A 20319-nucleotide genomic window follows, 5' to 3' on the forward strand; every position below is an offset into this window, starting at 1 on the left:
TTAGCAAAAAATAAACACACAAGAAATTTTAACTTTAGCTTTCCCTCCCTAACTACGTGTAAGATAGTTTATTTTCAGCTCAGGAATTACCATACAAAAACAAGATTACATCCACCTTAATAATCATACCTATGATTTTGCTATCAATATTTCTATCTAGCTTTTGGAATAAATTCTTTCTCTAGAGCACTCCGATCCCACCCTCCAGTGCTCGCTGCAGCTTCATAGGTACTCTGCAGAAAAGCCAATAATGTTTCATCTGGTGCCGTAGACTTCCTCACCTCATCATAAGGAAGGATAAATTCAGACAGCTCCTTTGAATAAAACGCAGAATCCGGACTAACCTCTTGACCCGAAAATTTATCAGATGCAGGATACGTATAAGAATAAAATGCAGCATCTTTATAACCTCCTCCGCCGGGCCAAAACCCAGCACTACTGACTTCATGAGAGTATGCCTCTTGAGCAGCCCAGTCAGGGAAATTTGGAACACCTCCAGGATGCAGAGGTGCCTCTCTGCCAGAGAAACGTGTAACCGCTAAATCAAAACTTCCCCAGAAAAAATGCACAGGACTGCATTTCCCTATAAAACGGGAACGAAACTCTTTAAAAACTCTATCTATTTGCACTAGCACCTGCCAAAAACGGGTTGCAAACCTTGAGTCATAATGACAATGATTCCTATCCTCTTCAAAGGGGATACTATTGGCAATCTCACTAGGTGTGGTATAGATTTCAACTGAAAGACCAAGATCCCTCATTACATTTATAACCGCCATATAGAAATCGGCAACGCACATTGGCGTTAACGGTATGATACGCCTGCCACCATCACTGACCAATATTGAAAGTTGATGCTCAAGAAGATCAAATTCAATAGAAAAAGCTCTTCCATCATAGGGGATCAGAGAAGTATTCAATCCCCTTGCTGATATATAAAAAGGCACATGCCAGGAGTGGTTTGTCCAAGGTGTCTGAACCAAGCGAATCTTACCAATGATCTGTGTCCACAGATGTAATGTGGCCACTGTGTCTGACCAATCTTGAAAGTGAAGTTCAGGCCAATCTGAATTCTTAGAACGATTTGAAGGCATCTTCATATTTCACTCCGATCACTCACAACAAATAAAATAAAAGGCTACTGCCTCAGCAAAAAAATAAGCAGCATTCGGAAAAATCCACAACAGCAACATTATCGACACCAAATGATTCTCTACATGCCAACATAACTTACAAATACATTATTAGTGTCACCAAGCAAATTCCTACGCCTTTGACTTGCAAACTACACTCTTCAGTCGAGAAACTAATAAGTTAATCGTGTTACCCCAAACATACCAACTCTAAACAACTGAATACCTGTCACGCATGAGCCGCAAAAGCCATACTGTTCTATTAGTCCCCGGGATTTTTGACCGGGGTACTTCTCTGTTAAAAATGCAACGTATACTTTCTGAAGCAGGCTATAACACACATTACATTCACTTGCGTTACAACTCAGGTTGGCACGGTATGGAGCATTTATCCGCTCAATTAATGGCAAAGATGGAGAATATACTTAAGGGAGAGGAGACTTGTACGTTGATAGGGTTTAGCATGGGGGGAATTGTCGCGCGCTATTACCTACAAGCCATGAGCGGTATTGATAAGGTGCATAAATTTATCTCTATTGCCTCTCCACACCATGGTAGCTATTGGGCAAATTTTCTGCCATATAAAGGAGGGAAACAGCTACGCGTGGGTAGTGACTTCTTAAAATCTTTAAACAAGTCAATACACCTCTTGGAACAAACCCAACCTGTCTCAATTTGGACTAAATACGACATCACCATAATGCCACACAGCAGTGCCCAGCTGGGAATTGGTGTATCTTATGAGGTTCCGGTTATCTTACATAGATTAATGCCAATGAGTACTAAAGTTATTTCATTGATGAAAAATGAAGTCATAACAGGTATGGAGTAAATATATTTTATGAATAGCCTCATTAAGAAATTCTAAATGCTTAATATGCCTAGCCTACTTTCACAGGCAATTAACTATGAGTAATTCAGATAAAGAGACCGCCAAGCCAGAAAGTGCCATCCAGAATTATTACCGTAAATTCGAAAGCTTTATTGCTCTACTTCTCACCTTTATCATTATTGTAATTGTTATTATCGCCATTAGTCGTCTTGCCTATTCTGTATACTCCATGCTATTGATCGGCATGAAAGATCCTCTTGATCACAAAGTATTCCAGACTATTTTCGGTGAGATTATTACCTTACTGATTGCACTGGAGTTCAGCCACACTCTGCAATATGTGGTAACCAAGCAGCAGAGTATTATTCAAACTACCGTTGTAGTCTTAATTGCTATACTGGCGCTTGCGCGTAAGTTTATAATTCTGGATCTGGATAAAGTCAGTGCGGGAGAATTAATCGGGCTGGCAGCTGCAACTCTAGCACTAGGATTAACCTACCTAATACTGAGAAACAAAAGAAGTAATTACTAATTTTTACAGTATATTAGTCACTTTAAATTGGGCGAAGTGCTGATTCACCATTCGCCCAATTAAGACTGGATTTATATACTAGTTATCACTCTCACGTAATGCATGATGTAACCGCACCGGCTTTGTTTTGCGCTCTTTCTTACTACGTAGGCGCAAATTAAGCATCTCCACTGCCATCGAGAATGCCATGGCAAAATAGATATACCCCTTGGGTACATGCACATCAAAACCTTCTACCACCAGGGTAAGTCCAACCATAATCAAAAACGCCAGCGCGAGAATTTTAACCGTGGGATGACGATCGACGAAGTCACCTATTGGTTTGGCTGCTATCAGCATAACCATTACCGCAAGAACAATAGCGACAGCCATAATGGAGATTTCATCCACCAGACCTACGGCAGTAATCACAGAATCGAGTGAAAATACGATGTCGAGAATGGCAATTTGCAGAAGCACCATGCCAAAGCCGGCGGTCCCCAGTGAGGCCGAATCAGTCTCAGCACCCTCCAAGCTGTTGTGTATTTCATGTGTGGCTTTAGCGATCAGGAACAAGCCGCCTCCCACTAAAATGATATCGCGACCAGATATCTCCATTGAAAAAATACTAAACAGCGGCTCTACCAGCCCCATAATCCAGACGATGGAAAACAATAATGCTAAGCGCATTACCATAGCAAGGGTCAGGCCAATAAAACGAGCCGGTTCGCGCTGATGGGGCGGAAGGCGCCCAACGAGAATAGAAATAAAAATAATATTATCGATACCCAGAACTATTTCCAGCGCTGCCAATGTAGCCAGAGCAACCCAAGCTTCTGGGCTGGCTATCCACTCGAACATAAAAATTCCTTATCTATTAATTATTCTGAAATGTTCTTCCCGTAACTAGGGGAGGCCAATATGGCACAGTCAGCGCCAAACTTTATCTTTTGTAGTCACCTGACTTCTCTACTAACTCAGAGTTCAGAAGAGAGTGTCAGGGAGTAGGCCATATTAAGCTACTCTATTCGTCTTGACGCAACCAAATCATGGCCTTATCTTCAGAATCAAATACTTTATACTCACCGCTGATAAACCAGCTCCCCACTTTACTAGCTATTTTCATCCAGCGCTTATCAGAGATTACCGCAATCCGATTAAACTCACGGCCATGAGATAACCCTAATTTTAAATCGTCCCAAGCAGCGCGCGGCTCCCAACCCTGTAACTCCTTGGCATCCATTAGACAATCAATCTTGGGGTTTTCTACACCGGCAATAGCGGAGTTGAGCATGGGTACCATGGTCTGGTAATCCTCATGCGTCAGTTTTCCGCGAGCTCGCAGAGTCAAAAAGAAGTGATTGCCTTGTTGCTCCAAACCGATAGAAACACCGTGAGGTTGATCGCTCATAGGTCACCCTTAACTGACGTTTTCTACACAGGATAAGTTAGCTTTCAATACACACTCTAAATAAACACTTAGAAGTCGTTGCGCCAAAAATTAATGCTTTATTTTTATCAGGCTAAGAACATTACTTCTGCTTGAAGGAATACAATTTGGACACATGAAAATAGCTATTCTTCACAGGCTACCGGCCGTGATTTTCCGCATTGCCAACAATAGTCAAAGGCCGCCCCGTTCTCTTCACCACAGCTGGGGCAGGTCCAGCCTCTCTGTTCAGCTTCGGCATCCTGTAATAGCTGACAGGCCCGCTCATAATCTCGGTCTCGCTCCAACCAAAGTTCCGCCCAAGCTTGGTTCGGGGCCAGCTCTCCAGATGCACCCTGGGCAAATTCATTTTTCAGTTTGACCGCTATACCGGCAACTTCCAGGCGACTTTTAACCAGCTCCACCAAGAGGCGGTTTTCATGGGTATAAATGAGTTTCATGAGGTAAGAGGCCCTGTTCCAGAACCCCCAGAATACTCACAACCAGTAGATGAACCCGATAGATCAGCTCTATTCCTCTGTTGCAGCTGTGCAATCTACATGTCGACAATATTCTTCATGGGGTACCGTGATGATTTCCAGAACACTTTCTACGGTATTCAGTGCTGCCCGGCTATTAATAAGTACCCGCCCGGAACGACTGGCAATATATTCCAACACAGCCCTCCCCCTAGTACTTTTGTAAACCGCCAAAAGTTGCCCCTTTTCCACCGCATCGCCATGCCGGACAAATACTTCCATCCAATTGCCAATCAAACTGTGGACCTGTGTGGTGCGCATTGCCTGGGCATATATTCGCTCCACACTGACTAGCCCCGCAATCTCTCCAAACCTGGGGGCCTCCGCTGCCCGTAGAGGTGTTATTCCGCTGACAGCCAGGATAACGACAAACAGGCAGATTTTTCTCAAGCCAATTCTCCTCAAGCTGGTTTTTCCACAGACTCCAGCCCAGTTTATGGGCCATGTCGCCGAAGGCATTTTTAAAAGGCGATAACTTAGGTATAGCTGACTAAATAATTCACGCCAGATTGAATAGCTAGGTGACAGGAAAATAAAAGGGGTGATAAATAAACTAGCGAGGCAAAGAAAGGGCCACTATTCGTGGCCCTTTTGTAAATTTATGCTACTAAGATGCAGGAAGAGTGAATCTAGCTGAGATCTATCCAGGTGGATTTTAATTCACAGTACTTATCCAAGGCGTGCAGGGACTTATCCCGGCCGTTACCCGACTGTTTAAAGCCACCAAATGGGACAGTGATATCTCCGCCAAAGTAGTTATTGACCCACACAGAGCCCGCATAGATATCGCGGGCCATCCGATGGGCGCGGCCCAAGTTGTTGGTCCAGATACCTGCCGCCAGCCCGTAGATGGAATCATTGGCTATGGCGAGCGCCTCCTCCTCTGTTTCAAATTCGATCACCGACAGTACCGGGCCGAAAATCTCTTCGCGGGCGATGGTCATTTCGCCAGTCACATTGCGAAATACGGTCGGCTCATAATAGTAGCCACCGGCCACCTCATCCACCGGCTGACCACCACATACCAGCTGCGCGCCCTGCTCCAGGCCCTTGGCCACGTAGAATTCAACCGTATCGAACTGACTGCGATCGATCAGCGCACCCATTGCGGTATTGGGATCTTGTGGGTGGCCGGGCTTAAAGCGCTCGGCAGCCTTGCTTACCTTTTGAATAAACTCATCAGCGATGCTCTTTTCTACCAGCAGGCGTGAACCCGCAGTACAAGTTTCCCCCTGGTTATAGAAAATGGCCAGTGCTGCTGCATCGGCGGCCTTATCCAAGTCGGCATCAGCAAAGACAATATTCGGGCTCTTTCCACCCAACTCCAGGAAAGTGCGCTTCAAGTTTGACTGACCGGAATACTCGGTGAGGGTCTTGCCTACTTCGGTGGAACCGGTGAAGGTGAGGCAGTCGATATCCATATGCAGGCCCAGCGCCTTACCCAAGCTACTACCTGGTCCCGGCAATACATTCAGTACGCCATCGGGCAGACCTGCTTTCTTGGCCAAACCAGCCAATTTAATCGCTGTCAGCGGGGTATTGGAGGCCGGCTTTAGAATCACACTATTGCCAGTGGCCAACGCCGGCCCCAACTTCCAAGCGGTGGTGGACAATGGGAAATTCCAGGGCACGATTGCCGCCACCACCCCCAGCGGCATGCGGGTTACCAGACCAAGCTCACCCGGGCCTGTAGGAGCAACTTCATCGTAGATCTTGTCGATGGCCTCACCACTCCAACGAATAGTGGTGGCTGCCCCGGGAACATCCACGGCCATGGTATCGCCAATGGGCTTACCCGCATCCAGGCTCTCCAACAGGGCAATTTCCACTAAGTGTTCTTCGATCAGTTCGGCAAATCGCACCAGGATTTTTTTGCGCTGCATCGGCGGCATTTTCGACCAGACACCGGACTCAAAAGTCTCGCGTGCCACATTGACTGCCAAATCGGCATCCTGTGGACCGCAGCTGGCGATCTGCGCCAATTCTTCACCATTGGCGGGGTTATAGGTGGCACGAGTTTCCCCAGATAGAGCATCTACATACTCGCCATTGATAAAGGCTCGGCCTTCAATCTTGAGTGAGGCCGCCAGAGCCTGCCACTCCTGCAGGTTTTGCGGGATATTATTTTCTTCTTTCATGGCACACCTCGTCTGAGACTATTAGTTTTTTCAGGTTATATCGAAAATGTGATCACAAATCAAAGGGGTTGCTGGCATCCGGCTTATTGTGGCTTGGCAAGTACATTAAGGGGCCCCAAGAGGCAGGCCCCTAAGTAGAATTACACGACCTCAGTCTCCACCTGTAACCAATCATCCTGTAACTGCATCATCAGCTTGTCGCCGTGATGCAGCTCACCGACGCCCGCTGGGGTGCCAGTCAATACCACGTCGCCGGGTTCAAGAGTAAAGTAACTGCTGATATAGGCCACCAAATCGAGTATTGGGGTGAGCATATGCTCAGTTTTACCACACTGGCGTTGCTCGCCGTTTAGCCACAGCGAATAACTAAGCTTGTCCCAATCCGGCAACCAGTCCAATTTGACGAAAGAAGAAAGGGGGCAGGAATTATCAAAGCCCTTGGCCTTTTCCCAGGGGTGCCCGGCTTGCTTAAGTTGTGACTGTAAATCACGCAAAGTGAGATCCAGCGAGAGACCCAGCCCAGCAATTGCCGGGGGAACTTCTGTCGCATTGGCATCGGTCAATTTCTTATCGATCAGCAGTGCCAACTCACCCTCGAAGTGACAGCTGCCACGTCCCGTGGGCAGGTGAATAGGTTTGGCCATGTCTACTGCCGCAGTAGCCGGTTTGATAAACAGCAACGGCTCCTCAGGTACCGGATTATTCAACTCGGCGGCGTGGTCGGCATAGTTTCGCCCCACACAGATAATCTTGCCTAGCTTGTAAGGAACTTCACTGCCACAGGTAAATTGGTGTTGGTACATAAATAAATAAGATAGTTAGGATAGGAATTTCGAATAAAGCGATATAACCAGCATGTGCTATGATCGCGCCTTCGCCTGACTTCGGCACCTCTTAGAAGTGGCAAAGCACTTTTTACATCGCGTTACCCGCACTCAGTGAAGAGATAGTTTATGGCTCCGCACAATTCCGATCAAAGAAAGTCCCTGCAAAAAGACAAGATTCGCATCCTGCTGCTGGAAGGTGTACACCAGTCGGCTATTGATCTGTTGGCCTCCCGTGGCTACACCAACGTAGAGTTTCTAAAAACTTCCCTGCCCGAAGATCGGTTGATCGAGAAGATCACGGATGCCCATTTTATCGGTATTCGCTCCCGCACCCAGCTGACCCGCAAGGTGCTAGAAAATGCCCCGAAACTGGTTGCCGTTGGCTGTTTCTGTATCGGAACCAACCAAGTGGACCTGCAAGCGGCCACTGAGCTCGGTGTTGCCGTATTTAACGCGCCTTATTCCAATACCCGCAGCGTGGCGGAGCTGATTATCGCCGAGACCATCTTCATGCTGCGCGGTATCCCAGAGAAAAATGCCGTGTGCCATCGCGGTGGCTGGCTCAAATCCGCAGTGGGCTCCTTCGAAGCCCGCGGTAAAACCCTGGGGATTATCGGTTACGGTGCTATTGGCTCGCAGGTATCAGTCATGGCTGAGGCCATCGGTATGCGGGTGAAATTTTATGATGTCATCACCAAGCTACCGTTGGGCAACGCCAGCCAGGTAGGCTCCTTGCAGGAGTTACTGCGCGAGTCCGATGTCGTTTCCCTGCATGTACCCGAGCTGCCCTCTACCAAAATGATGATGGGTGCCGAAGAAATCGCACAAATGAAGCCCGGCGCCATATTGCTAAACGCCTCCCGTGGCACCGTGGTGAATATTGAAGCCCTGGCAGAAGCCCTCAATAGTAAGCACCTGGCCGGTGCCGCTATCGATGTATTCCCGGTAGAGCCACGCGGCAATGACGATGAATTTCTCTCCCCACTGCGCGGCATCGACAACGCCCTGCTGACTCCCCACGTGGGCGGCTCCACCATGGAAGCCCAGGAAAATATCGGCACCGAGGTGGCGGAAAAACTGGCGCACTACTCCGATAACGGTACCACCACCAGCTCTGTGAATTTCCCCGAGGTGGCACTGCCAGGACACGCCGGTACCCATCGCCTGCTGCATATCCACAAAAATGTCCCCGGTGTATTGAGTGCCATTAACCAGGTGTTCTCAGATAATGCCATCAACATCTCTGCCCAATACCTGCAGACTAACGAGACAGTGGGTTATGTGGTGATTGATGTGGATGCGGCTTACTCGGACCTAGCGCTGGAAAAACTGAAGAATATCCCCGGCACCCTGCGCTGCCGCGTGTTGTTCTAGCTCCCTAGAAAGCCCTCTATGGACGGGTGTGCAACTCCTCTGCCACCCGTCTTTCTGCGCCCTCAGCTGATCGATAAAAGGATTGATCCACCATGGCGCTCACTTCTACAATAGCAGCTCCTATTCTGTTGGTTCAGTCCCACACGCACCCTCTCGCGTGACCGGGCCCAAGCCAACATCGCATTTTCCATAGCAGGTGTTCCCTTGCGCAACAACGATACCGCCACTACCGGCTTTCTCGCCGGCGTTGCCGCCTTCCTTATTTGGGGGCTGGCCCCAATTTACTTTAATCAGCTACAAGGCATTCCCGCAGCTGAGATCCTCGCCCACCGCAGTATCTGGTCCTTCGCGCTGGCGCTGCTGATTATGTTACTGCTGGGCAAATTGCCCGATCTTATCCGCACTCTGCGCGACCACAAGAAAATGCGGGTGTTGACCCTTACTACCGCACTGATTGGCGGTAACTGGCTGGTATTTATTTGGGCTATTAACAATGGCCATCTGCTGGAAAGTAGTCTCGGCTACTACATCAACCCATTAATCAATATTGTCCTGGGGGTTTTATTCCTAGGAGAAAAATTGCGGCGCCTACAATGGTTGGCGGTGGCGCTTGCCGCCATGGGTATTGTCCACGAACTCTGGCAGTTCGGCCGTGTGCCGGTCATCGCCCTATTCCTGGCTGGGTCTTTCGCCCTCTATGGGCTTGCGCGCAAACGTGCGCCGGTGGAAAGCCTTACCGGGCTGGCCATAGAGACTCTGTATATGTTGCCGGTAGCCTTGATCTACCTGCTTTGGAGCGCCAGCCCCACCAGTAACTTATTGAACAACGGCTGGGAACTAAACAGTCTGTTGGTATTGGCCGGCCCCGTCACCCTAGTGCCACTGCTGTTATTCACAATTGCTGCGCGCAGGCTGAACTTATCCACGGTGGGATTCCTGCAGTACATCGGGCCCTCACTAATGCTGGTGGTCGCCACCCAAATGCTTGGTGAGCCATTTAGCGAGGGCAAACTCACTACCTTTATGTTTGTATGGATGGGTCTAGCGCTCTACTCAATGGATGCCCTGGCACAAAGACGCAAACTCCATTTGCAGGGCAAGGCCTCACTTTAAGGATAAGCTTCGCCAGCCCAGTGTGTGAAAATGGCGGCTACGGATAAGGATTAAGTACCGCCATGCACCAACCCCCTCAACTTTCAATCGATAAGTTGCCGCTTCCCGGCCGGCAGCAGTTACTTACGGTGCTAATCGCCATACTGGCTTGGACCCTGCTCCTAGGACTTTACTGGAAAGGTACTTATCCAGAACTGCTGGTGCGCACCAGCAGTTCCGCACTGGCCGCGCTGCTGTCTTACAGACTGTTGGAACATTGGCCCCAAAAGTTACCGCAATCATTACCGCGCTGGGCCCTTCAAGTTGTTGGGGTAGCTCTATCCATACCCTTGGCCTTACTGACCGTCTACATGGGCACAGCAGAAGAAGGTGGACCCTCATTTTGGCAAAACCACGACCAGCACCTGGGCTTTCTTGCCATTATGGTAACCGGTGTATTGTTTGCCCCCTGGATCGCCATGTCCGCCCTATTGCGCCAGCGAGATGAAATAGTACGCGAGCAGGCCAGACAATTTGAACGTGCGCGGGGCGCACTGGAGCGGCAGGCACTGGATAGTCGCTTGCGATTGTTACAGTCCCAGGTAACGCCACACTTCCTTTTTAATACGCTCGCCAATGTGCGCGAGTTGGTGGATTCCGCCTCTCCACAGGCACCAGCACTACTGGACAGCCTGATCACCTATCTGCGTGCAACCATTCCACAGTTGGATTCAAGCCAGAGCACTCTTGGCCAAGAACTGTCCCTGGTCAAAGCTTACCTGTCCCTGATGAAAATGCGCATGCCCGATCGCCTGCATTTTTCTATCAATGCCGATGAAGAGGTTCACTCACTACCCTGCCCTTCTTTGGCCTTATTGACCCTTGTTGAAAATGCCGTTCGCCATGGCATAGATCCCAGCGAAAGCGGCGGTGAAATAAAAATACGTGTACTCCTACATAAAGGTATGTGCAGGGTAAAAGTTCAAGATACCGGGGTGGGCATGCAAGGTAAAACCAGCGGAATGGGGACAGGACTTTCAACATTGCGAGAACGTTTACGCCTTACTTTTGGGGAAACGGCTTCGCTGGAATTATCGGCCCTACAACCTCGGGGAATGCTCGCAGAAATCCACTACCCTATCGCCAGGAAACAACACCTATGACACTGTGCACTGCTACCGCCCTGGTCGCCGATGATGAGCCCCTACTGCGTCAAGCCCTTATTCGCAAACTTGCCGCCCAATGGCCCGAATTGGAAGTTGTGGCGGAGGCGCGCAATGGCCGAGAAGCCATAGAGTTATTTGAGCTCCACCAGCCGGATATTTGCTTTCTCGATATCCAAATGCCGGGTATTTCCGGCGTTGAGGCAGCACAGGAAATTGGCCGCCGCGCCCATTTGGTCTTTATTACCGCCTACGATCAATATGCCGTGAAGGCCTTCCAGCAAGAAGCCCTGGATTATCTGGTTAAGCCTGTGGAAAACGACCGACTAGCCAACACCGTGTCTCGTCTGCAAGAACGCCTGCAAATGACAAGCTCAGTAAAAAACAGCCTTCAGTCGTTGGAACAAATTACCGAGCAGTTTCAAAAGACGCAACCAAGCAATTATTTGCGCTGGATTAAAGCCTCTATTGGAAACACCCTGCGTTTAATCGCGGTAGAGGATATCCACTATTTACGTTCCGATGAAAAATATACGCTAATAGCCTGGAGTGAATCACATGGGAAGACATCTGAAGCACTGATTAAAACACCTCTAAAAGACCTTTCTGCCCAGCTGGACCCACAACATTTCGTACAAGTACATCGCTCAGTAGTCGTTAACTTTAAAGCCATTCAACATGTCATCCGAGACGGAGATACAGCTCAAATACATTTAAAATATTGCCAGGAAGTTTTGCCTGTCAGCAGACGCTATATGCACTTATTTAAGCAAATGTAACCAAAGCAAAGACTGGTTTTATACCTCGGTAATTAAAAGAACTTAAAAAGATAAGATCTGAAGTCTAGGGATGAACAAAATGGAAGTTTTATAGATCCGGGCTTACTCTTGGTTTATCTCCAAGATCAACGATTGGCAAAAAAATGCTGAAAGTTTTCGCCAAACTTTTCCTGGCCATTCTACTCTTCTCAATTCTGTCTTCTCATTCGACAGCCAAACAACCTGAATCCCTTCGTCACTATCCTCCCTATGTGGAAGACGATGGCAAGATGCATATTTACTTCTGTGGCACCGGAACCCCGGACCCGGCCTATCAATGGCTGCGCCATCCTGCCTGTGTAGCAATACGCAGTAGTGGAAAATTATTCCTAGTTGATGCGGGTGAAGGTACGACAGCGCGTATCGGCCAGCTGGATCTTAACTTGGCTCAAGTGGACCCTATATTTATTACTCACTGGCACTCCGATCATTTTGGGGGGCTGGCAATGGTGATTAATGAATCCTGGTTTGTAGGCGCCAGCAAACCGATCAACGTTTATGGGCCCTATGGTATTTTCAACATTATGGAGGGGATCAGGAAGAGTTTTGGACCCGATATTCTCTTTAGATCAGCAAATAGACAAGGGATACTCGATCCCGTTTTAGCTGTTGCCACTCCACACCTAATAAATATTGCCGGAGATCAATCGGAAGTTATTCAGGAAGTCTGGCACCATGGAAACACTACGGTTTCTGTCTTTGCCGTGCATCATGAACCCGTATTTCCAGCATTTGGCTATGAGATACGTTTCGGTCCTTGTAAAGTCATTATCACCGGAGATACCCATGTATTCGATGGCCTGGAAAATATTGAACGTGACGCGGATTTATTAATTTCTGAAGCCCTCAGCTATGCTCAATACATTAGTAAACTCAAGCAAACGGGGAACAATCGCAGGGCACGACTTCGCTATGAAAAAGCGGATCAAATCATTCATTATCACTCTAACACCCTGGATATTGCCAAAATGGCAACTAAAGCTGGAGTAAAATCTGTAGCTTTGACTCATCTTATTCCACCCCCGGTAACGGAAGCCGATAAAAAGGAATTTATTGCCGGCATGAGCAACTATTACACGGGCCCTATCAGAGTAATGGATGACTTAGATAAAATAACACTTGCAGATAGTGGACGCGGACAATGTAGGGTGGAGTATCCATCAGACAGCAAGAACAATAAAGCAAGTAAAAAACCCACAAATAAGCAAGACATACAACATAAGCAATCAACAGAAAATAGCGGCTCTAAACTCTAACCTGAAAATCATATGGAAACTCCTTATGAAGTCTCTTCAAACTATGATTCTTGTATCTGCTTGCCTAACACTTCCCTTAAGTGCTAAGGGAGAGGCAGATATTGGTGGTGTAACGTTCGAAAAATTAGTGGCTTCAAGCAAAGACTGGGAGGGGCATAAACTCCCTGAAATGAAACCGGGTCAACAAGAGCTAACTATTGTTCGCGTAAAAATCCCCCCAGGAAAGCAAATGCCAGTACACAAACATCCTGTTTTAAACGGTGTGTATATTGAGAAAGGCACGTTGACTATTGTTCTTCCTGGACAAAAAGAAACACTAACTCTCGGAGAGGGAAAAGCTTTTATTGAGGTCACCAATAAATGGCATTATGGTCGCAACGATGGTAGTGAACCAGTAACTATCATTCTTTTCTACTCTGGCCCTGAAGGGGAACCAACAACCATTTTCAAAAATCCAGAAGAAAAAATAAATTAAGGCAACATAAAAAATAAAATTTAATGGCTACTCACATTAGCCTGTCTCGTTAGCGCACCAAGAATCGCCAGCACAATTAAGGCTGGCGATTCTATCAAATCAGAAACTTTACCCCACCCGATGTAAGGCACAAATTTTATTTCCTGCAGGATCACGCAAATAGGCAATATACAATTTGCCAGCTACACCCTCACGTATTCCAGGAGGATCTTCACAAGCAACCCCGCCATTAGCAAGACCTGCTTGATGCCAAGCATCAGCTTCTTCAGTACTCTTTGCACTAAAACCTATAGTACCGCCATTGGCATGAGAAGCTACTTCCCCATCAATAGGCTTGGAAATAGCAAAGACACCGGTTTTAGTGAAGTAAAAGCAGCGACCTTTTTCATCAATAACACCTGGCTCATACCCCAGAGCACCTAAAACAGCATCATAAAATGCTTTAGACCGCTGAACATCATTAGCACCAACCATGATATGACTAAACATTACACCCTCCTGTTCAATAGTAAATGACAAGACAACCTGTAAGGTTATCTAGGTAGTAATAACTGAGTTCCTCTTACTCCACGTCTTCTCCAGTATGACTATCATCTACCCCGACTAAAAATTGGTCAACACTTTATCGCTGCATACTGCCATTCAACGCTCTCATTCAGCATTCCGTCAATCTCCAGATAGCAACACTAATAGCCTAAACATAAACTCTCGAACAAAAGGAGGCATAGAGGATAAATATTAATCAACTATCAGAAGATGAAGTTTAGATTAAATGCAAGAAGGGAAAAGTCGATATCAGCTGTTATAGGCAACATGAAATCATATAGGGCAAGCGAAGACGAAGAATATGTGGGCTAATCTGAAAACACAATGTTAATGGCACCATCTAATAATATCCTTATTGCATGATAATGCTCTATGTATAGGACTCAAATAACGTTTTTTAGGAAAACAAAATGACTCAAATAAAGTATGCCAAGAATTGAAACCAACTCAAATAAAGAAGCAGTCGTACATAAAGTCTAGAGGACATCATGAGTAACAAAAAAGAAACACGAAAAACCACAGTCAGTTTATCTGAACCTTATGTAAATGTGAAAATTAAAATATCTGCTTTGTGGGCATCAGTATTATTTTGTTATATATATGGAGATTTCTTTGGACTGTTCAAGATAGGAAAAATTGAGAGAATTATAGAGGGATTTGGCCCATTCGGTGCAGTTACTCAAGGTTCACTGCTTTCAGTGGCGATAATAGTATCAATACCATGCATTATGGTTGCACTAACCTTAATGCTAAAGCCGAAGATTTGCCAATGGCTTAATATAATTGTTGCCACAATATTTATTATATTCTTGGGTGCCACAATGCTCATGTCATCATGGTACTTCTATTTTTATCTAGGCTTTATTGAAATCACTCTTAAGTTAGTAATTATTTGGCTGGCTTGGCAGTGGCCTAAAGAAGAAACATGATAATAAGCAGAATAATCAATAAGAACGCAAGATAGAAAATATAATTCCACCTCAAACCTTTCATACCTTGATTTCAACATGCTTGACCTGGACCAAAAATATCGATCCAGGTCAAGTGGGCAGAACCTTCATACAACCGCCATCAACAAGCACTTTAACTATCACCAATATAGTTGTTTTTCTCAAAAACAGGGTATTTCTTCAACCTTATATTTCACTTCAGATATTATAGGTCTTACTAAATTTTTTAGTGCAACTCCAAAAAAATTACTTTCTAAAAATTAACAACCCATTCAATTTTTTTCAGAATTAAAATACATCTACAACGGGCCTTTCTGTTTAAGACACAAGCTCCCAACAACAATCCATCATAATTTTTCAGCCATGGAATAGTGTCAGTAGACTGCTGACACCGCACAGGATTGTAAATACTTATGATTTTTTCTTAGGGGCTAAAAAAAGTACATATTACTTGAGAAAGAAATTTGCCTCTCTAGACACCCCCCCCTCAATCATTTTCTTACCCTTGTTCACCTCCCTAATTACCGGAGAAATCCTTTGGTAAGAATCTCCCTCTCACTTTGAAAAACATGAAACATATGATGAAAGGCTCAATCAATAGAATTACCGAGCCCAATAAAGCCTCTCAATTTAATAATATGAGAAGATCAGTGGAAAATTAGCATAGATAAAATTGGGGAATGAGAGGCTTTTTAGCCTATCTATTTAACCAGTCATCCATAGCAGCCAGTATCTGATGCCTATAGGGCTGGGTTTCATTGATCATTTGGTGGCGGGCACCGCGAATTAATACTCGGTGGCAATGCGGAAAACGATCGCGAATTGCGCGCATATCATAGCGCCAATCCACCGTGCCATCACCGGTGCCCTGTACCACCAAGATCTTGCGTGGATTTCGTGCGCTTTTGGGGAAAGTCTTGATCCAATCCACCATGGCGCCGAGCCAACACATGGAAATTACCCTGGATTGCAGGGGGTCGCGCAGGGCCTGGCGCCGGGAGAATTCGGCATCGTGGGTATTAATCGTGAACTCTCGACTGGGTTCACTAATAAACAAGCGTCCAAGATAGTACTTCCATTTCACCAGAAGCCAATTGGCCGGGCGCACCAGAGGAGCCAACAGAAAAACCTTATCTAGTGGCTGTTTACGACTGTATTGCAAGTGCGCTAATAAGGCAGCACCACCAGTACTTTGCCCCAGGGCGTGCCAAGGCTTGGGTAGTTTCCCTTCGGCAACCGATAAAAGACGATCAAATACCTGGCGGTATTGCAGGAAAGTCTGAATAGCCACCCGCTCGCCGCTGGAGAGGCCGTGGCCAGGAAAATCGAAAATCACCACATTGAGATTGCGCTCGAGGCCAAAACGAATCGCTGGTCCATAAATACCGGTGTGATCGAAATAACCATGGCAGATAAACAAGGTACCGCGTGGTTTTTCAACCAGCCAATATTGGGACACCAGCTCAAAGCCCGCCGCAGTAAAAGTGCCGACACCGGTTTTATAGGAGAGAGGAAAATGTAAGTCGTAAAAATTTCGGTAATCTTGCATCTCAGTCAGCAGCGGTGCCGTATCATTGGCAAAGTCCAGCTGCGGCAGCTTTTGCCGCAAAGCCGAGTAGTCCGGGCGCTGAATTACCGGGCTACTTTCGTAGGTGTTGATGTCTTGCAAGGTTTCCATTGAACCAATGGTACTGCATTTTCACTGGGTGGGAAGAGACAGGCTGAGTGAATAGTGACTTAAATATGAAAAAGGCGGACACAATGTCCGCCTTTCTTCACTGCAAGATAAGTAAGCGCTTACTTGATTTGCGGTTCCAAATCGCCAGCGGCATAACGCTCACTCATGGCATCAAGGCTGAGCGGACGAATCTTGCTGGCCTGACCGGCTGTACCGAAGGCTTCGTAACGCGCAACACAAATTTCCTTCATAGCTTGCATAGCAGCCTTGTAGAATTTGCGTGGATCAAATTCTGACGGGTTCTCGGCCAGGAAACGACGGGTGGCGCCGGTGGAGGCGAGACGCAGGTCAGTATCAATATTGACCTTACGCACACCGTGCTTGATGCCCTCGCAAATCTGCTCTACCGGCACACCGTAAGTTTCGGGGATTTCACCACCGAACTCATTGATTACCGCCAGCCACTCCTGAGGCACAGAGGAAGAACCGTGCATCACCAAGTGGGTGCCTGGGATACGCGCGTGGATTTCCTTGATACGGTCAATAGCAAGGATGTCACCAGTAGGCGGGCGGGTAAATTTATAGGCACCGTGGCTTGTACCACAGGCGATTGCCAGGGCATCCACCTTAGTTTTTTGTACAAAGTCCGCAGCCTCTTCCGGGTCAGTCAGCAGCTGATCATGGGATAGCTTGCCCTCAGCACCAACACCGTCCTCTTCACCGGCCATACCGGTTTCCAGGGAACCCAGGCAACCCAGTTCACCCTCAACAGAAACACCACAGGCATGTGCCATATCTACTGCGCGCTGAGTAACATCAACGTTGTATTCGTAGGAAGCCGGGGTTTTGCCGTCCTCACGCAGGGAGCCGTCCATCATCACGGAGCTGAAACCCAGTTGGATAGAACGCTGGCACACTGCCGGACTGGTGCCGTGGTCCTGGTGCATTACCACTGGAATTTCCGGGAATTCCTCAATGGCGGCCAGGATCAGATGACGCAGGAAGGGCGCACCGGCGTATTTACGCGCACCGGCGGAGGCCTGCACGATTACTGGGGAGTCGGTTTCCTTGGCCGCCTCCATAATCGCGCGCATCTGTTCCAAATTGTTTACGTTGAAGGCCGGTACGCCGTAACCATGCTCGGCAGCGTGGTCCAGCAATTGGCGTAGGCTGATAAGAGCCATATTAAATTCCTTTCTCGTCTACTCGTCGTATTTGTAATTTTTTGCTTTTATTGCCTTCCACATTTAAGAGGAGGGCATTATTGGGTACTCAGTCTTCGCCGCGGGACTCCAGGATGGCTACCGCGGGCAGCTTCTTGCCTTCAACATATTCTAAGAAGGCACCACCACCCGTGGAAATATAAGATACCTTATCGGCAATACCATATTTATCCACAGCCGCAAGGGTGTCGCCACCGCCGGCAATAGAAAAGGCATCACTATCGGCAATGGCCTTAGACAGATGTTCAGTGCCAGCGCCAAACTGATCGAATTCGAATACGCCTACAGGACCATTCCAAATAATGGTTTTCGCGCCCTTAAGAATCTCCGCCAACATTGCGGAAGATTGTGGACCAATATCAAAAATCATATCGTCCTCAGCCACAGCATCGGCGGCCTTGGTTTCCGCTACAGCTGTTTCGCTGAATTCCTTACCGGTCACGACATCAACGGGCACAGGAATATCGCACTTCTGCATCAAACTCTTGGCGGTATCCACCAAGTCGTGCTCACAGAGAGACTTGCCCACCGGCTTGCCGCTAGCGGCGAGGAAAGTATTGGCGATACCACCACCCACAATCAGCTGGTCTACTTTATCCGCCAGACTCTCCAACACTGTGAGCTTGGTAGACACTTTAGAACCACCCACAATCGCAACCAATGGACGGGCTGGCTCAGCCAGTGCCTTCTCCAGAGCATCCAGTTCGGCTGCTAGTAATGGACCGGCGCAAGCGACTGGAGCAAACTTGGCCACACCGTGTGTGGAAGCCTGGGCGCGGTGTGCAGTGCCAAAGGCATCCATTACAAAAATATCGCAGAGTGACGCGTAAGCTTTAGCCAGCTCTTCGCTGTCTTTTTTCTCGCCGGCATTGAAGCGCACGTTCTCCAGCAACGCCACCTCGCCCTCAGCCAGCTCGACGCCATCACGCCACTCTTTGATCAGGGCCACTTCGCGACCGAGTAGTTCACTTAAATGCGCAGCTACCGGAGCCAGGGAGAATTCATCCGCATACTCCCCCTCTGTAGGACGGCCCAGGTGGGACATCAGCAGTACTTTGGCACCAGCATCAATGGCGGCCTGGATAGTGGGAAGCGCCGCGCGAATACGGGCGTCAGAAGTTACCCGACCATCTTTCACCGGTACATTCAGGTCCTCGCGAATTAGTAGGCGCTTACCCGCAAGCTCCAGATCTGTCATCAATTTGACCGCCATTCGCCAATCCTCTTCTACTTCGATTAACTGAAAATGTGGGCGCGGAGTATATCAACTGCGCCGCACCACTGCCGACAGTTAAACAAGGAAAAACATGGCAGTTTTAATGTCAGAGCCAGAAAAGATCGAAATTCACTCTAAGCCTGTTTGGCAGAAGCACCTGCAGGCACCTAATGCCAAACTTATAGCCGCGCTCATATAAACTCCTAACTCCATACGCGAGCTAGGTATTTGGCTGAGAAGCTGCACGAAAGACTCAACTAGAATCTATGGCTTGAGAGATTCAGCCTCACCCTTACGACTCGCGTTCTCCTTCCTCTCTGCTCTGTAACCCATTGATGCAAAAGTTCTTTTCGCTGAAAAGCCACACCGCTAGAATCGCCGACCCCATCGAATAAGCACTACTACACAAGACCCGGCGTATACCACGGTAGCGGCGGGGCACATATGGAGATTTCTTACCTATGGAACAATCCGACAGCGATATAGTCTTTCAAAGTTACGGACGCTGCTGCAACAATGAGGAATTCTTTAAGGACTTTTACGATCGCTTTATGGGCAGCTCCGCGGATATTCGCAATCTGTTTGCCAATACAGATATGAAGGCCCAGCGGCATTTGTTGCGTAACGGCATTATGCAATTAGTGCTTTACTCCCGTGGTATGTCTGACACCAAGCTGCGCGCCCTGGGTAAAAGCCACGACCGCACTGGCTATAATATTCGCCCAGAATGGTACCGCCTGTGGCTGGATGCCCTGATAGCCACCCTACGCCAACATGACAGTGCGTTCTCCCCTGAGATCGAAGCGGCATGGAACCGTGCCATCACACCAGGAATCGATATCATTCGCCAAGCCTACTAAGTCATTAGGCTTTTTATTGGGAGCCACCTACGCGTAAAGCAGCGTATTTGCCAGGTGCTCCCTCGCCCGCTATAAGAACTCAGTAATAAAGCTCAATTCATCGTGCATCAATATAGGTCTACAGCAGACCCACTAACTCTTTAGATCGTATTGCACAGGTAACTCCTCCATGAACTAGTGTCGTATTCATGGAGAAAGCAGCAAACAATTAGCCAATCTGTTTTCAGAAAAAATTTTATAATAAGAAACTCATAAGAGA

Annotated in this window: 21 protein-coding genes; 10 read left to right on the top strand and 11 right to left on the bottom strand. The window is 47.6% G+C overall.

Translation table 11 applies throughout. From position 1 onward, the window contains the following. Positions 1–152: 152 nt before the first annotated feature. On the bottom strand, positions 153–1100 hold the full coding sequence (locus MJO52_RS19590; protein ID WP_252083636.1) for a DUF5996 family protein: 948 nt from the start codon (positions 1098–1100) through the stop codon (positions 153–155). Between the two features lie 268 nt (positions 1101–1368). On the opposite strand from MJO52_RS19590, the gene MJO52_RS19595 reads away from it, so the two are divergent. After that, positions 1369–1965, top strand: coding sequence for an esterase/lipase family protein (locus MJO52_RS19595; RefSeq protein WP_252083637.1), 597 nt, complete (start codon positions 1369–1371; stop codon positions 1963–1965). Positions 1966–2041: 76 nt separating this feature from the next. Then, a complete protein-coding gene (locus MJO52_RS19600; protein ID WP_252083638.1) occupies positions 2042–2497 on the top strand; it encodes a phosphate-starvation-inducible PsiE family protein in 456 nt (151 codons plus the stop codon). Positions 2498–2575: 78 nt separating this feature from the next. Here MJO52_RS19600 and MJO52_RS19605 read toward each other — a convergent pair whose 3' ends face one another. The 6 genes from MJO52_RS19605 to MJO52_RS19630 all read right to left on the bottom strand — a co-directional run bounded on the left by MJO52_RS19605 (position 2576) and on the right by MJO52_RS19630 (position 7385). After that, a complete protein-coding gene (locus MJO52_RS19605) occupies positions 2576–3337 on the bottom strand; it encodes a TerC family protein (protein ID WP_252083639.1) in 762 nt (253 codons plus the stop codon). A 163-nt stretch (positions 3338–3500) separates the two neighbouring features. Beyond that, positions 3501–3887 (bottom strand): STAS/SEC14 domain-containing protein, encoded by a 387-nt coding sequence (locus MJO52_RS19610; protein WP_252083640.1) that lies wholly within the window; start codon positions 3885–3887, stop codon positions 3501–3503. A gap of 164 nt (positions 3888–4051) precedes the next feature. Beyond that, on the bottom strand, positions 4052–4366 hold the full coding sequence (locus MJO52_RS19615) for a DUF2007 domain-containing protein (protein WP_252083641.1): 315 nt from the start codon (positions 4364–4366) through the stop codon (positions 4052–4054). Between the two features lie 69 nt (positions 4367–4435). Continuing rightward, positions 4436–4834 carry a hypothetical protein gene (locus MJO52_RS19620; protein ID WP_252083642.1) on the bottom strand — a complete coding sequence of 133 codons (399 nt, stop codon included), beginning with the start codon at positions 4832–4834 and terminating at the stop codon, positions 4436–4438. A 239-nt stretch (positions 4835–5073) separates the two neighbouring features. Next, positions 5074–6582, bottom strand: coding sequence for an aldehyde dehydrogenase (locus MJO52_RS19625; RefSeq protein ID WP_252083643.1), 1509 nt, complete (start codon positions 6580–6582; stop codon positions 5074–5076). Between the two features lie 140 nt (positions 6583–6722). Beyond that, on the bottom strand, positions 6723–7385 hold the full coding sequence (locus MJO52_RS19630) for a fumarylacetoacetate hydrolase family protein (RefSeq protein ID WP_252083644.1): 663 nt from the start codon (positions 7383–7385) through the stop codon (positions 6723–6725). A gap of 150 nt (positions 7386–7535) precedes the next feature. Here MJO52_RS19630 and serA point away from each other — a divergent pair, with 150 nt between their 5' ends. The 6 genes from serA to MJO52_RS19660 all read left to right on the top strand — a co-directional run bounded on the left by serA (position 7536) and on the right by MJO52_RS19660 (position 13587). After that, positions 7536–8783, top strand: coding sequence for a phosphoglycerate dehydrogenase (gene serA, locus MJO52_RS19635; protein ID WP_252083645.1), 1248 nt, complete (start codon positions 7536–7538; stop codon positions 8781–8783). Positions 8784–8987: 204 nt separating this feature from the next. Continuing rightward, the gene (rarD, locus tag MJO52_RS19640; protein WP_252083646.1) at positions 8988–9896 is read left to right on the top strand and encodes an EamA family transporter RarD; all 909 of its coding nucleotides are present in this window, start codon (positions 8988–8990) and stop codon (positions 9894–9896) included. A gap of 62 nt (positions 9897–9958) precedes the next feature. Continuing rightward, positions 9959–11038 (top strand): sensor histidine kinase, encoded by a 1080-nt coding sequence (locus MJO52_RS19645; RefSeq protein ID WP_252083647.1) that lies wholly within the window; start codon positions 9959–9961, stop codon positions 11036–11038. After that, the gene (locus MJO52_RS19650; protein WP_252083648.1) at positions 11035–11817 is read left to right on the top strand and encodes a LytR/AlgR family response regulator transcription factor; all 783 of its coding nucleotides are present in this window, start codon (positions 11035–11037) and stop codon (positions 11815–11817) included. The genes MJO52_RS19645 and MJO52_RS19650 overlap by 4 nt, the downstream gene beginning before the upstream one ends. Before the next feature lie 143 nt (positions 11818–11960). Beyond that, positions 11961–13112 carry an MBL fold metallo-hydrolase gene (locus MJO52_RS19655; RefSeq protein WP_252083649.1) on the top strand — a complete coding sequence of 384 codons (1152 nt, stop codon included), beginning with the start codon at positions 11961–11963 and terminating at the stop codon, positions 13110–13112. A gap of 25 nt (positions 13113–13137) precedes the next feature. Further along, positions 13138–13587: a cupin domain-containing protein gene (locus MJO52_RS19660; RefSeq protein WP_252083650.1), complete on the top strand. Its 450-nt coding sequence runs from the start codon at positions 13138–13140 to the stop codon at positions 13585–13587. A 108-nt stretch (positions 13588–13695) separates the two neighbouring features. Here the strand turns inward: MJO52_RS19660 and MJO52_RS19665 are convergent, their stop codons facing one another. Continuing rightward, complete coding sequence (locus MJO52_RS19665; protein ID WP_252083651.1) at positions 13696–14076, bottom strand: VOC family protein; 381 nt, start codon at positions 14074–14076, stop codon at positions 13696–13698. 545 nt (positions 14077–14621) lie between these two features. On the opposite strand from MJO52_RS19665, the gene MJO52_RS19670 reads away from it, so the two are divergent. After that, positions 14622–15062 carry a DUF6326 family protein gene (locus MJO52_RS19670; RefSeq protein ID WP_252083652.1) on the top strand — a complete coding sequence of 147 codons (441 nt, stop codon included), beginning with the start codon at positions 14622–14624 and terminating at the stop codon, positions 15060–15062. Positions 15063–15780: 718 nt separating this feature from the next. Here the strand turns inward: MJO52_RS19670 and MJO52_RS19675 are convergent. From MJO52_RS19675 to MJO52_RS19685, 3 genes are all read right to left on the bottom strand, one after another. Further along, complete coding sequence (locus tag MJO52_RS19675) at positions 15781–16761, bottom strand: alpha/beta hydrolase (protein WP_252083653.1); 981 nt, start codon at positions 16759–16761, stop codon at positions 15781–15783. 119 nt (positions 16762–16880) lie between these two features. Further along, positions 16881–17945 carry a class II fructose-bisphosphate aldolase gene (gene fba / locus MJO52_RS19680; RefSeq protein WP_252083654.1) on the bottom strand — a complete coding sequence of 355 codons (1065 nt, stop codon included), beginning with the start codon at positions 17943–17945 and terminating at the stop codon, positions 16881–16883. 88 nt (positions 17946–18033) lie between these two features. Then, positions 18034–19197 (bottom strand): phosphoglycerate kinase, encoded by a 1164-nt coding sequence (locus MJO52_RS19685; protein WP_252083655.1) that lies wholly within the window; start codon positions 19195–19197, stop codon positions 18034–18036. Positions 19198–19661: 464 nt separating this feature from the next. Here MJO52_RS19685 and MJO52_RS19690 point away from each other — a divergent pair, with 464 nt between their 5' ends. After that, entirely contained in the window at positions 19662–20060 is a 399-nt protein-coding gene (locus tag MJO52_RS19690; RefSeq protein WP_252083656.1) for a globin, read from the top strand. Positions 20061–20319: the final 259 nt, after the last annotated feature.

The sequence above is a fragment of the Microbulbifer variabilis genome, assembly GCF_023716485.1.
Taxonomy (GTDB): Bacteria; Pseudomonadota; Gammaproteobacteria; order Pseudomonadales; family Cellvibrionaceae; genus Microbulbifer; species Microbulbifer variabilis_B.

Coding starts and splice junctions, on each gene's coding strand:
- MJO52_RS19590 (WP_252083636.1), bottom strand. CDS start 1,100: ATGAAGATGCCTTCAAATCGTTCTAAGAATTCAGATTGGCCTGAACTT.
- MJO52_RS19595 (WP_252083637.1), top strand. CDS start 1,369: ATGAGCCGCAAAAGCCATACTGTTCTATTAGTCCCCGGGATTTTTGAC.
- MJO52_RS19600 (WP_252083638.1), top strand. CDS start 2,042: ATGAGTAATTCAGATAAAGAGACCGCCAAGCCAGAAAGTGCCATCCAG.
- MJO52_RS19605 (WP_252083639.1), bottom strand. CDS start 3,337: ATGTTCGAGTGGATAGCCAGCCCAGAAGCTTGGGTTGCTCTGGCTACA.
- MJO52_RS19610 (WP_252083640.1), bottom strand. CDS start 3,887: ATGAGCGATCAACCTCACGGTGTTTCTATCGGTTTGGAGCAACAAGGC.
- MJO52_RS19615 (WP_252083641.1), bottom strand. CDS start 4,366: ATGAAACTCATTTATACCCATGAAAACCGCCTCTTGGTGGAGCTGGTT.
- MJO52_RS19625 (WP_252083643.1), bottom strand. CDS start 6,582: ATGAAAGAAGAAAATAATATCCCGCAAAACCTGCAGGAGTGGCAGGCT.
- MJO52_RS19630 (WP_252083644.1), bottom strand. CDS start 7,385: ATGTACCAACACCAATTTACCTGTGGCAGTGAAGTTCCTTACAAGCTA.
- serA (WP_252083645.1), top strand. CDS start 7,536: ATGGCTCCGCACAATTCCGATCAAAGAAAGTCCCTGCAAAAAGACAAG.
- MJO52_RS19645 (WP_252083647.1), top strand. CDS start 9,959: ATGCACCAACCCCCTCAACTTTCAATCGATAAGTTGCCGCTTCCCGGC.
- MJO52_RS19650 (WP_252083648.1), top strand. CDS start 11,035: ATGACACTGTGCACTGCTACCGCCCTGGTCGCCGATGATGAGCCCCTA.
- MJO52_RS19655 (WP_252083649.1), top strand. CDS start 11,961: ATGCTGAAAGTTTTCGCCAAACTTTTCCTGGCCATTCTACTCTTCTCA.
- MJO52_RS19660 (WP_252083650.1), top strand. CDS start 13,138: ATGAAGTCTCTTCAAACTATGATTCTTGTATCTGCTTGCCTAACACTT.
- MJO52_RS19665 (WP_252083651.1), bottom strand. CDS start 14,076: ATGTTTAGTCATATCATGGTTGGTGCTAATGATGTTCAGCGGTCTAAA.
- MJO52_RS19670 (WP_252083652.1), top strand. CDS start 14,622: ATGAGTAACAAAAAAGAAACACGAAAAACCACAGTCAGTTTATCTGAA.
- MJO52_RS19675 (WP_252083653.1), bottom strand. CDS start 16,761: ATGGAAACCTTGCAAGACATCAACACCTACGAAAGTAGCCCGGTAATT.
- fba (WP_252083654.1), bottom strand. CDS start 17,945: ATGGCTCTTATCAGCCTACGCCAATTGCTGGACCACGCTGCCGAGCAT.
- MJO52_RS19685 (WP_252083655.1), bottom strand. CDS start 19,197: ATGGCGGTCAAATTGATGACAGATCTGGAGCTTGCGGGTAAGCGCCTA.
- MJO52_RS19690 (WP_252083656.1), top strand. CDS start 19,662: ATGGAACAATCCGACAGCGATATAGTCTTTCAAAGTTACGGACGCTGC.